At 41.1% G+C, this 13,145-nt stretch carries 14 protein-coding genes and 1 pseudogene; all 15 read right to left on the reverse strand.

Features of this window, described 5'->3' with window-relative positions; all coding sequences use genetic code 11:
* Positions 1-402 (reverse strand): annotated as a pseudogene (locus ACFX4L_RS05750) (NADH-quinone oxidoreductase subunit C); the annotation flags it as partial.
* Complete coding sequence (locus ACFX4L_RS05755) at positions 403-879, reverse strand: NuoB/complex I 20 kDa subunit family protein (RefSeq protein ID WP_176431826.1); 477 nt, start codon at positions 877-879, stop codon at positions 403-405.
* 26 nt (positions 880-905) lie between these two features.
* Entirely contained in the window at positions 906-1,280 is a 375-nt protein-coding gene (locus ACFX4L_RS05760; protein WP_061465692.1) for an NADH-quinone oxidoreductase subunit A, read from the reverse strand.
* A 372-nt stretch (positions 1,281-1,652) separates the two neighbouring features.
* Complete coding sequence (locus ACFX4L_RS05765) at positions 1,653-2,054, reverse strand: F0F1 ATP synthase subunit epsilon (RefSeq protein WP_061465694.1); 402 nt, start codon at positions 2,052-2,054, stop codon at positions 1,653-1,655.
* A gap of 25 nt (positions 2,055-2,079) precedes the next feature.
* Complete coding sequence (atpD, locus tag ACFX4L_RS05770; RefSeq protein WP_061465696.1) at positions 2,080-3,477, reverse strand: F0F1 ATP synthase subunit beta; 1,398 nt, start codon at positions 3,475-3,477, stop codon at positions 2,080-2,082.
* A gap of 88 nt (positions 3,478-3,565) precedes the next feature.
* Entirely contained in the window at positions 3,566-4,426 is an 861-nt protein-coding gene (locus tag ACFX4L_RS05775; protein ID WP_061465697.1) for a F0F1 ATP synthase subunit gamma, read from the reverse strand.
* A 37-nt stretch (positions 4,427-4,463) separates the two neighbouring features.
* Complete coding sequence (gene atpA, locus ACFX4L_RS05780) at positions 4,464-5,972, reverse strand: F0F1 ATP synthase subunit alpha (RefSeq protein WP_061465699.1); 1,509 nt, start codon at positions 5,970-5,972, stop codon at positions 4,464-4,466.
* 24 nt (positions 5,973-5,996) lie between these two features.
* On the reverse strand, positions 5,997-6,533 hold the full coding sequence (locus ACFX4L_RS05785) for a F0F1 ATP synthase subunit delta (protein ID WP_377381017.1): 537 nt from the start codon (positions 6,531-6,533) through the stop codon (positions 5,997-5,999).
* Positions 6,530-7,048 carry a F0F1 ATP synthase subunit B gene (gene atpF, locus ACFX4L_RS05790; RefSeq protein ID WP_317777930.1) on the reverse strand — a complete coding sequence of 173 codons (519 nt, stop codon included), beginning with the start codon at positions 7,046-7,048 and terminating at the stop codon, positions 6,530-6,532. Before atpF ends, ACFX4L_RS05785 begins: the two co-directional genes overlap by 4 nt.
* A 150-nt stretch (positions 7,049-7,198) precedes the next feature.
* A complete protein-coding gene (atpE, locus tag ACFX4L_RS05795; RefSeq protein ID WP_061141280.1) occupies positions 7,199-7,423 on the reverse strand; it encodes a F0F1 ATP synthase subunit C in 225 nt (74 codons plus the stop codon).
* Between the two features lie 72 nt (positions 7,424-7,495).
* Positions 7,496-8,212, reverse strand: coding sequence for a F0F1 ATP synthase subunit A (gene atpB, locus ACFX4L_RS05800; protein ID WP_061465706.1), 717 nt, complete (start codon positions 8,210-8,212; stop codon positions 7,496-7,498).
* A 19-nt stretch (positions 8,213-8,231) separates the two neighbouring features.
* Positions 8,232-8,603: an ATP synthase subunit I gene (locus ACFX4L_RS05805; protein WP_061465708.1), complete on the reverse strand. Its 372-nt coding sequence runs from the start codon at positions 8,601-8,603 to the stop codon at positions 8,232-8,234.
* 286 nt (positions 8,604-8,889) lie between these two features.
* Positions 8,890-11,118: a S8 family serine peptidase gene (locus ACFX4L_RS05810; RefSeq protein WP_377381021.1), complete on the reverse strand. Its 2,229-nt coding sequence runs from the start codon at positions 11,116-11,118 to the stop codon at positions 8,890-8,892.
* A gap of 84 nt (positions 11,119-11,202) precedes the next feature.
* A complete protein-coding gene (wecB, locus tag ACFX4L_RS05815; protein WP_317777932.1) occupies positions 11,203-12,345 on the reverse strand; it encodes a non-hydrolyzing UDP-N-acetylglucosamine 2-epimerase in 1,143 nt (380 codons plus the stop codon).
* Positions 12,346-12,367: 22 nt separating this feature from the next.
* On the reverse strand, positions 12,368-12,997 hold the full coding sequence (upp, locus tag ACFX4L_RS05820) for a uracil phosphoribosyltransferase (RefSeq protein ID WP_034315825.1): 630 nt from the start codon (positions 12,995-12,997) through the stop codon (positions 12,368-12,370).
* Positions 12,998-13,145 lie beyond the last annotated feature (148 nt).

Here is a 13,145-nt window from a genome sequence, read left to right on the forward strand (position 1 = left end):
TTTCGCCTTTTTCCGAGCCAATGCTGCAGCCTTCGCCTTGGCCGCTGCCGCCGCCTTTTGCTTCGCTATATCCGTTTTGCCTTCCGGCTTTTCCGCACTTTCAGCTTTCGCCTTTTTCCGAGCCAATGCTGCAGCCTTCGCCTTGGCCGCTGCCGCCGCCTTTTGCTTCGCTATATCCGTTTCGCCCTCCGGCTTTTCTGCACTTTCAGCTTTCGCCTTTTTCCGAGCCAATGCTGCAGCCTTCGCCTTGGCTGCTGCCGCCGCCTTTTGCTTCGCTATATCCGTTTCGCCTTCCGGCTTTTCTGCCGCTTCCCCTTTCGCCTGTTTTCTGGCTAACGCTACAGCCTTCGCCTTGGCCGCTGCCGCTGCCTTTTGTTTCACTAAGTCTTCCTTCTCACTCATCTATATCACCCGCTTTCCGGTTTTTGCCTCGTAACGGATTTTTTCTTTTAATTTATTGATTCCATAAATAAGTGCAGCTGGGTTTGGGGGACACCCCGGTATATATACATCAACAGGTACAATTTGATCTACTCCTTTGACCACAGAGTATGAGTTCACATAGGGCCCTCCCGCAGTTGCACAGGATCCCATTGCAATGACCCATTTCGGTTCTGGCATTTGGTCGTATAATCTACTTATTATTGGAGCCATTTTTTTCGTTACCGTTCCTGAGACAATCATGACATCCGATTGTCTCGGTGATGTCCGAAAAAATGAACCAAAACGGTCCAAATCATAATGAGAGGAACCTACACCCATCATTTCAATTGCACAGCAAGCTAAACCGAAAGTCATTGGCCAGAGCGAGTTACTTCTAGCCCAGCCTTTTATTTGTTCAAGTGTGGATAAAAAAATACTGTGACGCATTTCTTCCATTTCTTTAGCGGTAAGTTCATCTAACTTCAATTCCACTTTAACACCTTCTTTTTCCAAGCGTAGATTAGCCCTAGCATAAGGATAAGGACAAAAAATAGCATTTCAATCAGCGCAAACAGCCCGAGTTCATCGTAGGCAACCGCCCATGGATAGAGAAAAACCGTTTCTACGTCAAATATGACGAACATCAATCCGAATAGATAATACCTGACATTGAATTGAACCCTTGAATCATGAAAAGGCTCGATTCCACTTTCATAAGTCGTATGCTTCATATCTGTAGGTTTATAAGGTCTTAGCAGTCTACCAAGAAATAATGCGATTACAGGTAATAGAATCCCAAGACAAAGAAAAACAAATACAATTAAATAGTTATTTTGGTAAATATGCAGCTGTCCCATGTTCATCTCCCTTTATGGATAAATCATGATAAATGTGCATTAAAAATTTGCTTGTCTTCTTTTTTGTTGGATACCATTTTTAAATATTATGCAGGGTAACATTCTTTTAGAAGCAAAGTGACAAGGAGGGGTATGAAGCAATTGATGTAAGCGTATACATTATATCATCAAGACAATCTAATGTCGACGATCGTAAGGATTAATATGGTAAAAAAACTATATTCTATAATTCGATTTTTTTGTCGAATGATCAACAGTTTTTTCCTAATTACGACGTTCAATGACAAAAATCCTCAAAACCACATTTGGGTAAATAAAAAAACACCTGATTTTACCACGAATGGTTCAATCAGATGTTTTCATCATTTAAAGTTATCGCATTTCTGCAATTTGGATCCGGTTGATGGCACGTTTAAGCGCTAAATCAGCTCTTTTGGCATCATTTGATCCATCATTGTTCTGCAATCTTTGTTCAGCACGAGCTTTTGCTTCTTGAGCACGTGCAAGATCGATAGTTTCAGCTCTTTCAGCAGATTGAGCTAAAATGGTTACCACATCAGGGCGAACTTCTAAGAAGCCACCATTTACAGCTACATAGTCTGTGTTGCTTCCATTTTTAAGACGGACAGCACCAATGGTAAGTGGGGCTACAGTTGGAATGTGTCCAGCCATAATTCCCAGCTCACCGCTTTTAGCTTTAGTGCTTACCATTTCAACTTCTGCATCATATACTGGGCCATCGGGAGTAACAACATTGACTTTAATGGTCTTCATTTCATTCCCTCCTAGGTCCCTTTAATTAAGCCATTTCTTTTGCTTTAGCAATAACTTCTTCAATGCGGCCAACTAGACGGAAAGCATCTTCAGGAAGTTCGTCATATTTTCCAGCTAGGATATCTTTGAATCCTTGGACTGTTTCTTTAACTGGTACATAAGATCCTTTTTGACCAGTGAATTGTTCAGCCACGTGGAAGTTTTGTGACAAGAAGTTTTGAATTCTACGAGCACGGGCAACGATTACTTTTTCGTCTTCGCTTAATTCGTCCATACCCAAGATGGCAATGATATCTTGTAATTCTTTATACTTCTGTAAAGTCGATTGCACTTGACGAGCCACTTTATAGTGCTCAGCTCCAACGATTTCTGGGCTAAGAGCACGAGAAGATGACGCCAATGGATCAACTGCAGGGTAAATACCCATCTCAGAAAGTTTACGCTCAAGGTTTGTTGTTGCATCTAAGTGAGCGAAAGTTGTAGCTGGAGCCGGATCCGTATAGTCATCGGCAGGTACATAGATCGCTTGAATGGATGTAACTGAACCTTTATTAGTTGAAGTGATACGTTCTTGTAATTGACCCATTTCTGTAGCAAGTGTTGGTTGGTAACCTACCGCTGAAGGCATACGGCCTAGTAGGGCAGAAACCTCAGAACCTGCTTGTGTGAAACGGAAAATGTTATCGATGAAGAAAAGAACGTCTTGTCCTTGTTCATCACGGAAATATTCAGCCATTGTCAAACCGCTTAGAGCTACACGCATACGTGCGCCTGGTGGCTCGTTCATTTGTCCGAATACCATCGCTGTTTTCTTAATAACACCAGAATCAGTCATCTCGTAGAATAGGTCATTACCTTCACGAGTACGCTCACCTACACCAGCGAATACCGAGATACCGCCGTGCTCTTGTGCGATGTTATTAATAAGTTCTTGGATAAGTACAGTTTTACCAACACCGGCACCACCGAAAAGACCGATTTTACCACCTTTGATGTAAGGTGCAAGTAAATCTACTACTTTAATACCCGTTTCAAGAATTTCAACGGATGTTGATAATTCTTCGAATGTTGGTGCTTGTCTGTGAATTGGATCACGACGCACCTCTGCTGTAAGTGGTTCAAATAAGTCAATGTTTTCCCCTAATACGTTGAAAACACGACCTAGAGTAACTTCACCTACAGGAACGGAAATTGGAGCTCCTGTATCAACAGTCTCTGCACCACGGGTTAAACCATCAGTGGAAGACATTGCTACAGTACGAACTGTATTATCACCTAGTTGAAGGGCTACTTCAAGAGTTAGTCCTGTACCAGACGCTGTATTTTCGATTCTTAACGCGTTATAGATCTTAGGAAGTTGTCCGTCTTCGAATTTCACGTCAACAACCGGACCCATAACTTGAGTAACGCGTCCTATATTCATCGTTTTCCCTCCTAACGTTGCTTATAACGACTATCGAGTTTATGGAACGGCCAAGCTTCGTCCGGGCCGACCGTCCCCTTTAATGATTTTATTCTAAAGCTGCTGCACCGCCGACAATCTCTGTAATTTCTTGAGTAATAGCTGCCTGACGTGCACGGTTATATTGTAATGAAAGTGAATCGATCAATTCTTTTGCATTATCGGTTGCATTTTTCATTGCAGTCATACGTGCAGAGTGCTCACTTGCTTTACCATCTAACAAAGCACCATAAATCAAACTTTCTGCGTACTGAGGTAATAATACCTCAAGAATTTCTTCTGCATTCGGTTCAAATTCATAAGAAGTCAATGTAGCATTGGAAGTATTGAAGTCAGCTAACGGAAGGACTTGCTTTTCCGTTACATCCTGCTGGATTGGACTGACATAATGGTTATAGTACATATAAAGCTCATCACACAGTTCATTCAGATATAAATTCACTGTAGATTTAGCAAGGGAGCTGATGTCAGCGAAAGACGGCTGATCAGGAATCCCAGTTACCTCAAGCTCTACGTGCATGTTACGGCTGACAAAGAAATCACGGCCAACCCTTCCGATTGCGATAATGACGAACTCATCATTGGATTTATGGCGTTCAAGAATAGTTTTATGAACGTGGCGAAGGATACTACTATTGTAAGCCCCAGCCAATCCACGGTCAGATGTGATTACCAAGTAACCGGTTTTCTTAACTGGACGTGAAGTAAGCATTGGATGAGATGCATCCGTGCTTCCGTTCGCAATACTAGAAACCACTTCTTGAATTTTTTCCATATATGGAACATATGCTTTAGCATTAGCTTCTGCACGGTTCATTTTAGAAGCAGATACCATCTGCATCGCTTTTGTAATTTGACTCGTCTTTTTCGTTGAAGTAATCCGAGACTTAATATCGCGTAAAGAGGCCATTCATTCTCACCACCCTTTATAAATTAGTTAGACCTTATTATTCGGAAATAACGAAGTTCTTTTTGAATTCGTTAATTGCAGCAACGATAGCAGCGTCTTCAGGAAGACCTTTAGTTGTGCGAATGTGATCTAATAATTCTGGATGAGAACGATCTAGGAACACATAGTATTCTTCTTCAAAACGAAGGATATCCGATACAGGAATATCATCTAAATGACCTTTCGTCAATGCATAGAAAATCATGACTTGTTTTTCAACTTTGATCGGTTTGTTTAGATCTTGCTTAAGTACTTCAACTGTACGAGCACCACGGTTAAGTTTTGCTTGTGTTGCAGCATCAAGATCAGAACCGAATTGAGCGAATGCTTCCAATTCACGGTATGAAGCCAAGTCAAGACGTAATGTACCAGCAACTTTTTTCATCGCTTTAATTTGTGCAGATCCACCAACACGTGATACGGAAAGACCAGCGTTAATCGCAGGACGTACACCTGAGAAGAACAAATCGGATTGCAAGAAGATTTGTCCATCAGTGATGGAAATAACGTTTGTTGGAATGTAAGCAGAGATGTCTCCAGCTTGTGTTTCAACAAATGGAAGCGCAGTGATTGAACCGGCACCTAAAGTGTCATTCAATTTTGCTGCACGCTCAAGTAAACGGGAGTGCAAGTAGAATACATCCCCTGGGAATGCTTCACGGCCTGGAGGACGACGAAGTAGCAAGGAAAGTTCACGGTATGCAGATGCTTGTTTAGAAAGATCATCATAAACCACAAGAACGTGCTTGCCAGCGAACATGAACTCTTCACCCATAGTCACACCAGCATATGGAGCTAGGTATAAAAGTGGTGCTGGTTGAGAAGCTGATGCAGATACAACGATTGTGTAATCCAATGCACCATTTTTACGTAGTGTTTCAACTGTTCCACGAACCGTTGATTCTTTTTGACCGATAGCAACATAGATACAGATCATATCTTGGTCAGCTTGGTTAAGGATTGTATCGATCGCAACTGATGTTTTACCAGTTTGACGGTCACCAATGATTAACTCACGTTGCCCACGACCGATTGGAACTAATGCATCGATTGCTTTAATACCTGTTTGTAAAGGTTCATGAACAGATTTACGGTCCATTACACCTGTTGCAGGGCTTTCGATTGGACGAGTTTTTGTCGTAGCGATCGGGCCAAGACCATCTAATGGTTGTCCAAGCGGATTCACGACACGTCCGATTAATTCTTCTCCAACTGGCACTTCCATGATTCTGCCAGTACGGCGAACTTCACTGCCTTCTTGAATGTCTCTGAATGGTCCAAGAATAACAACACCCACGTTATTTTGCTCAAGGTTTTGTGCTAATCCCATTGAACCATTGGAAAATTCTAAGAGCTCCCCAGACATTGCATTATCTAAACCATGAACGCGTGCGATACCATCACCAACAGTGATAACCGTACCTACATCGCTTACTTTAATTTCCGACTGATAGTTTTCAATCTGCTTTTTAATCAGCGCACTGATTTCTTCAGCTTTGATGCTCATGAATTTCACCCCTATCTGTGAATATTAACCTAATAGTTGTTTGCTAAGGCGATCTAACTTACCGCTAATCGTACCGTCATAAATGCGGTTACCGATTTGAAGTTTGATGCCGCCAATGATATTGCTATCCGTAATATTAGTAATGCGTAAATTCCGTTTGCCGATTTTTGCAGCGAAAGCTGAAGACACAGCTTTTGCTTCAGCTTCAGTTAAAGGATTAACTGTATATACAGTCGCATCCGCAACTGAGTTTTCTTCATTCGCAAGTTCAATGAACTCTAGTGCCATAGCAGTCACTTCATCTGTACGATGCCGCTCCACCATTAACATTAAAGTGTTTTGAACGGAAGATGATAGACCTGCAAATGCATTTGCCAACACTTCACGTTTTGCATCGCTTGTCATTTTGGGATGAGCCAAAAAACCTAAAAGCTCTTTATCTTTTGTAAAAACTTCATTCACTATGCGAAGCTCTTCTTCAAGTTGGTTAATGAGATTTTGCTCTTTCGCAATTTGGAAAAGAGCTACAGCATAACGTCCTGCTACAGTTATATCGCTCATTTACCTTCTCCTGCCTCTTGAATATATTCGTTTATTAGTTTTTCTTGATCAGCTGATGAAAGTTCTTTCTCAATCACCTTAGATGCGATCATGACAGATAAAGAAGCTACTTGCTCACGCAAGGCGGCAACTGCTTTTTCTCTCTCTTGAACGATTTCACGTTTTGCTGATTCTTTAACACGTTCAGCCTCTGCACGCGCTTGATTGATAATATCTTCACGTTGTGCTTCGCCTTGTTGCTTAGCATTCTCTATAAGTTGTCCCGCTTCAGTACGAGATTGTTTTACGATTTCACGCTGTTCTTCTAAATACTTCAGTGCTTCTTTTCTACTAACTTCAGCTGCTTCAATTTCATTTGCAACATGCTCTTCACGTTCTTTCATGATGCCCATTAGCGGACCCCATGCAAACTTCTTAAGCAACGCTAACAAAATGATAAAGATTAAAAGCTGGTATATGATATCCCCACCATTAAAGTGGGTTGCTTGACCAAGAACAAAATTGCTTGTTAACACGCTCGGTTCACTCCCTTCATGAGATTCACTATTGAAGTTCTGTATTTTCAATTGACACTATCAGTGCCATAAATGTTCACTTTAACACAGAGCAATGGCGAAGGGTCTCCTTGGATCATCTTCGCCATTATTGAACTTTTTCAAGTTATCTTATTTACCTAAAACAATAAACGCGATAACTACCGCGATGATTGGTAGTGCCTCAACTAACGCAATACCGACGAACATTGTAGTTTGAAGCATACCACGAGCTTCTGGCTGACGAGCCATTCCTTCAATTGTACGCCCAACGATAAGACCATTACCAATACCCGCACCAAGTGCACCTAATCCAACTGCGATAGCAGCAGCTATAAGACCTAAAGAACCTGTCATGATAAATTTCCTCCTTGAAATGTTGTTTTATTTTTTTCATCAATATAATGTTCGAAATGAACAATTTTATAATTAATGGTCGTCACTTACTTTATGGGAAAGATAAACCATCGTTAACATAGTAAAAATAAATGCTTGAATCGAGCCAACAAAGACACTAAATCCTTCCCAAGCCATCATTGGAATAAAAGCAGTAACTGCACCTAAAGCGCTACTTGTTCCTAAACCAGCCAGTAAGGTTAGAAGTAACTCACCTGCATAAATATTTCCGTAAAGCCGCAATCCAAGGGTTAACGTATTGGAAAGCTCTTCAATAATCTTTAACGGAAACAAGAAACCCATTGGTTGGACATAAGTTTTGGCATAATTTTTCATACCTCTCATCTTGATACCATAATAATGAGTTAATCCCATTACCATAACTGCCAAGGTTAGAGTTATTGCCGGATCAGATGTAGGTGATTTCCACCAAAGTTCATGTCCTATTACAATCGAGAACGGCAATCCTAACATATTTGAAACAAATACGTACAAAATTAATGTCATTCCCAACATTAGGAACTGACCACCAGTACGCCAATCCATATTGCTGTTTATGATGTTTTTCACAAAATCCATGACCCATTCGATAAAGTTTTGGATTCCTGTTGGCTTCATCGCAAGTTTACGAGTTGCTGTAACAGCAATTATGAAGACAATGAGACTTGCGATAGTCATCATAAGCACATTAGCCAAATTGAAATATATTCCAGTCTCCATAAATTCCCACATAGGAGCTTCATGATTCAACAGTATTCACCTCTCTTCTTTACTTCCTACGTATGTTTTGCATAAAATAATCTATCATAATGACAAAATAAACTGTCATTAATCCCACAACCACACAGACCACTTGAAACTCATATGGATATCTCAATGCAATAATTGCAGCTAAACCCGCTACAGACATTCTAGTTAAACTACCAAGGGAGCGCGTTTTCTTACCTTCCGCAACCTCTTGAGAGAACTTTTTGTTTTTTTTGACCATTGACCAGAATATAAATAGGCTGAAGGCAGTACCAAGCAATAATCCTTGGAAGACTGAATCATATGGAGTGAATCCCACACCAAGTACATAAATACCCATTAAATACAACATGTATTTTAGTTGCCTATTGAACATTTTTTCCAATTCTAGCATTTTGTCATGTAATCTCCCTAGAAATATTGTAGAATCTGTGGTTAGCTAGGTGAAGTTTCCCGTAACAAGTCCAATTAAAAAGTCAATAATAAACTTCTTTTTGACACGTTATTTACGTATGAAACCCCTCTCATTCTATATCCTTTGTTAGCATACAATAGGCAAGAATCATTGTCAATGAGTGGTTAGTGAAATTTGTCACAGGTTTGTAATTATTAACGAATTGTTCACAAATTATCTTTTTTATACTATTGACAAGCGTTTTATTTTACTTATTGTCCCTTGTTCACTCAATAAGTAACGTCTTTTCTATCCGATCTTCCCTTCCGCCCTTCCTGGCAAAGATTATTGCTTTATACACTCCTTTAGGCGGCAAGTTCTTTTTCAACACTTCTTTTTTGATCAAACCAGAAGGTGCCGGTCTCGACCAATCCAAATATCCCACGAATTTCAAGCTATCTTCTTCATATAGGGCAACCCCGAATTCATCAGCCCCCCGTGGAAGGTACATTTCGTATCGATATGTGCCTTTCTGGTCTCCTTGGCCAAAATCAAAACCCATTACCCTTGGATAATCAGGTTCTTCTTTTACATATAAATAAGGAAGGGATATTCTTTTGGTTCCTTCCATTATAATAAGGTAGCCATCAAAGACTCCCTTTCTCAGCTTGGCTGGGTTGACCTGCAGTCCCACTTTAATCGTTTTCTTTTCCTTTGGATTCAAAGTAAGGGATTTCGGCAATTCCCAAGTGAGTCCCGTTTCTTTTAATGGGACCATAAAAGAGTACTTCCTTATGTTCTTTCCGGTATTTTCAATGACTATCGTTTCATGATGCTCTTCAATTCCATCTTTTTTTGTATACATCCCGAATGACAATGAACTTGGATTCAAGAGCGTGTCCGCTTTTAGAGCCTCGTCGATCTGGATGCGTCCAGCCCCCTGTTCGTATGTATGATACAATTGTTTTCCAGATTTCCTCAATGGCTTGGAAGTACTCATCAACGCAGATTTCACTTGATCAGGAGTCCATTCCGGGTGTTTTTGCAGGATTAAAGCGCATGCTCCTGCAACATGCGGCGCGGACATACTTGTTCCATCCAGGGACATATATCCTTTAGGAATGGTGCTTTCAATTTCCACTCCTGGTGCCAATACGTCAGGCTTTATTTCCCATGATACGGTTACCGGTCCCCTAGAGCTAAAATCAGCGAGCCTATCTTGTTCATTCTTATAAACAAATTGAACGGTTTTACTGTGATCTTGCTCCATAACTTGCTTAAGTTGCAACCCATCTCTTCTATTAATAGAAGCAGCTGGTATATTCATTTCTTTTTCCAAGGTTCCAGTAAAGGTCCCGCTCGTATTATTATAAACAATTACCCCTTTTGCACCTGCCTTTTCCGCATTGGATACTTTTTGCTGAAAAGTAAGTGTGCCTCGCTCCAACAACACAATCTTATCCTGAACATGCTTCAGGTCTCTTTCATTTCCCAATCCCCCATATATGACATCCTCAGAAAATGTCAGGTTCCACTTTTTGGAGCCTTGAAACAAGGTTAAGTGAGATTGATACTTTTTCGAGCCAAGTCCGTAAACCATATATGGAACCCTTAAGGGGGGAGTCGATGCCCCAACGGAAATCGCTTTTTCTGCTGTTCCGGGTGATCCGACGGTCCAAACAGCCGGACCGGAATTCCCGTTTGATGTCACGGCAACGATCCCGCTTTCCACAACCTTATTCAAAGCAAGAGAAATAGGTAAATCAGGGCCATTGACGTTATTCCCCAGAGAGAGGTTCAATACATCCACATTATCCTTCATGGCCGACTCAATAGCAGTCAAGACTTGCTCTGTATCTCCTGCACCACCTGGTCCCAAAGCCCGATATGCATATATCTCCGCTTCTGGCGCGACTCCTTTCATTTTTCCATTGGCCGCAATGATACCTGCCACATGAGTTCCATGTAATGTATCCAGATCACCTTGATTTTTGGTTTCCATCGGGTCCTCATCACCATCAACTAGATCCTTCCCTCCTTTGTAAGCACGGTCTAAATCTGGGTGTGTATAATCAATTCCAGTATCGATAATTCCTACTTTTACCCCTTTCCCGGTGATTCGATGATTCTCCTTATCGAAGAACCCCCTCACCCTGCCTCCTCCTATGTATGGCACACTTTTATCCAACACGGCATGATACATGGATACTTCCGTTACAGTCTGAATTTCATTCTCCTTTTTGAGTTGTTCTATTTCATTCAGTTTCCCATGTAAAGAAAAACCATTCAGGGCAACCGAATAAACATTCCGCAATTGAAGGGAAGGATATTTTTCAATCAGTTTATTGATCTTTTTTTGCTGAAGTTCCCTATCCAAAGTGACAACTACCGTTACTTCCTTAGCTTCAGATATTTTTGGTAAAGGCGGCAGAGTGACGGACGCCAATCCCTTTTCATTTGAATAAATACATATAAAAACGAAAACAAACACTATGAACGTTTTCTTTCCCAACATAAGCACCCCCCTTAGCAGTTATCTTTTCTCAACAACCTTGGAGTATGCAAATAAAAAAGGAAAAGCCACGTGGCTTTTCCTTTTTTATGAATCAAATCTAGTTGGCGGTATATTTATTTGCTTAAAATAGTATCGGATGGCTTCAGCAATACGGACTGAAGCATTTCCATCCCCATATGGATTTGAAGCCTTGGACATTTTTTCGTGTTCCCCTCGATTGGTGAGCAATTCATGTGCCATATTGAATATGGTTTGTTCATCAGTACCCGACAACCTTAAGGTTCCAGCTGCAATTCCCTCTGGGCGTTCAGTCGTATCCCTCAAAACAAGAACAGGTACACCTAGTGACGGTGCCTCTTCTTGGATTCCTCCAGAATCGGTCAAAATCAGATAAGCTCTTGAAGCGAAGTTATGGAAATCCAATACATCCAGCGGCTCGATTAAATGAACCCGTGGATCGTCCCCGAGAATTTCGTTTGCTAATTCTTGAACAAGAGGATTCAAATGGACTGGATAAACCACTTGAACGTCCTCATGCTCAGCAATGATTCTCTTGACGGCCCTAAAGATATTCCTCATGGGTTCCCCTAGATTTTCTCTGCGATGGGCGGTAAGTAAAATGAGCCTGTCTTCTCCAAGTCCATTTAAAACCGGATGGGAATATGTGGACCGCACAGTCGTTTTTAAAGCATCTGTTGCGGTATTTCCCGTCACGAAGATATTGTCTTTCTTGTTTTCGTTCAGCAGATTCTCCTCCGCTTTTGAAGTCGGCGCAAAATGCAAATCCGCCATCGTACCGGTAAGCTGCCGATTCATCTCTTCCGGATAAGGGGAATACTTATTCCATGTACGCAGCCCCGCTTCTACATGCCCAATGACGATCTGATTATAAAAAGCAGCCAGACTTGCGACAAACGTTGTGGTTGTATCACCGTGGACAAGAACAATATCGGGTTTAGCTTCCTTCATTACGGAATCCAGACCATTTAATGCTCTTGTTGTAATGTCAGCAAGCGTTTGCCTTTCCTTCATTATGTTCAAGTCATAATCCGGCTGAATGGAAAATAATTCGAGAACTTGATCTAACATTTGGCGATGCTGGGCCGTAACAGCAACGATCGGCTTGAAATATTCTGGGTGTTTTTGAAATTCGAGTACTAAGGGAGCCATTTTGACAGCTTCTGGTCTCGTCCCGAAAATTGTCATGACCTTAATCGGTTTATTCATTCGTGACACCTCAGTTTCTTTCTTATTTTGTGCCGAATAAACGATCTCCTGCATCTCCAAGACCCGGAACGATATAACCATGTTCATTCAGTTTTTCGTCAAGTCCCGCAATATAAATATCAACATCAGGATGGGCTTCTTTTAGTGCTTCTACACCCTCTGGCGCTGCGATCAAACACATGAATTTAATATTGACTGCACCGCGCTTTTTAATGGAATGGATCGCTTCGATGGCTGAACCGCCAGTAGCTAACATCGGGTCAACGACAATGCATTCTCTTTCTGCCAAATCACTTGGCATTTTTGCATAATATTCAACTGGTTTCAATGTTTCAGGATCACGGTAAAGTCCAACATGTCCGACCTTTGCAGCTGGAATCAGTTTAATGATTCCGTCCACCATCCCTATGCCTGCACGTAAAATCGGGACGATCCCCACTTTTTTACCAGAAAGCATTTTCACTTTCGCTGTGCTTACAGGTGTTTGGATTTCCACCTCTTCCAATGGCATATCCCTTGTAATTTCAAATGCCATCAATGATGCAACTTCGTCCACTAGTTCGCGGAATTCTTTTGTTCCTGTATTTATATCACGTATATAGGCTAATTTGTGTTGAATTAACGGGTGATCGAAAACATAAACTTTTCCCATTTAGCATCTCTCCAATTCCATCGCTTAATTTTGCGCTTTTTTATGATTTCCCTAATCGAATAGAAAAATTTTCGTGTCTTTTAAAATTCACTTCAACCTATTTTACAGAAAAATGTTTCAATCTTCAATAAAGGTTTAGATGTCAGAC

Origin of the sequence: Peribacillus sp. YIM B13482 (assembly GCF_042787975.1) — a bacterium.
GTDB classification, from domain to species: Bacteria; Bacillota; Bacilli; order Bacillales; family DSM-1321; genus Peribacillus; species Peribacillus simplex_A.

What these genes read in the sequence shown, in the direction of transcription:
- ACFX4L_RS05755 (WP_176431826.1), bottom strand. Translation starts at nt 879, where the DNA reads ATGGAAGAAATGCGTCACAGTATTTTTTTATCCACACTTGAACAAATA.
- ACFX4L_RS05760 (WP_061465692.1), bottom strand. Translation starts at nt 1,280, where the DNA reads ATGGGACAGCTGCATATTTACCAAAATAACTATTTAATTGTATTTGTT.
- ACFX4L_RS05765 (WP_061465694.1), bottom strand. Translation starts at nt 2,054, where the DNA reads ATGAAGACCATTAAAGTCAATGTTGTTACTCCCGATGGCCCAGTATAT.
- atpD (WP_061465696.1), bottom strand. Translation starts at nt 3,477, where the DNA reads ATGAATATAGGACGCGTTACTCAAGTTATGGGTCCGGTTGTTGACGTG.
- ACFX4L_RS05775 (WP_061465697.1), bottom strand. Translation starts at nt 4,426, where the DNA reads ATGGCCTCTTTACGCGATATTAAGTCTCGGATTACTTCAACGAAAAAG.
- atpA (WP_061465699.1), bottom strand. Translation starts at nt 5,972, where the DNA reads ATGAGCATCAAAGCTGAAGAAATCAGTGCGCTGATTAAAAAGCAGATT.
- ACFX4L_RS05785 (WP_377381017.1), bottom strand. Translation starts at nt 6,533, where the DNA reads ATGAGCGATATAACTGTAGCAGGACGTTATGCTGTAGCTCTTTTCCAA.
- atpE (WP_061141280.1), bottom strand. Translation starts at nt 7,423, where the DNA reads ATGACAGGTTCTTTAGGTCTTATAGCTGCTGCTATCGCAGTTGGATTA.
- ACFX4L_RS05805 (WP_061465708.1), bottom strand. Translation starts at nt 8,603, where the DNA reads ATGCTAGAATTGGAAAAAATGTTCAATAGGCAACTAAAATACATGTTG.
- ACFX4L_RS05810 (WP_377381021.1), bottom strand. Translation starts at nt 11,118, where the DNA reads ATGTTGGGAAAGAAAACGTTCATAGTGTTTGTTTTCGTTTTTATATGT.
- wecB (WP_317777932.1), bottom strand. Translation starts at nt 12,345, where the DNA reads ATGAATAAACCGATTAAGGTCATGACAATTTTCGGGACGAGACCAGAA.
- upp (WP_034315825.1), bottom strand. Translation starts at nt 12,997, where the DNA reads ATGGGAAAAGTTTATGTTTTCGATCACCCGTTAATTCAACACAAATTA.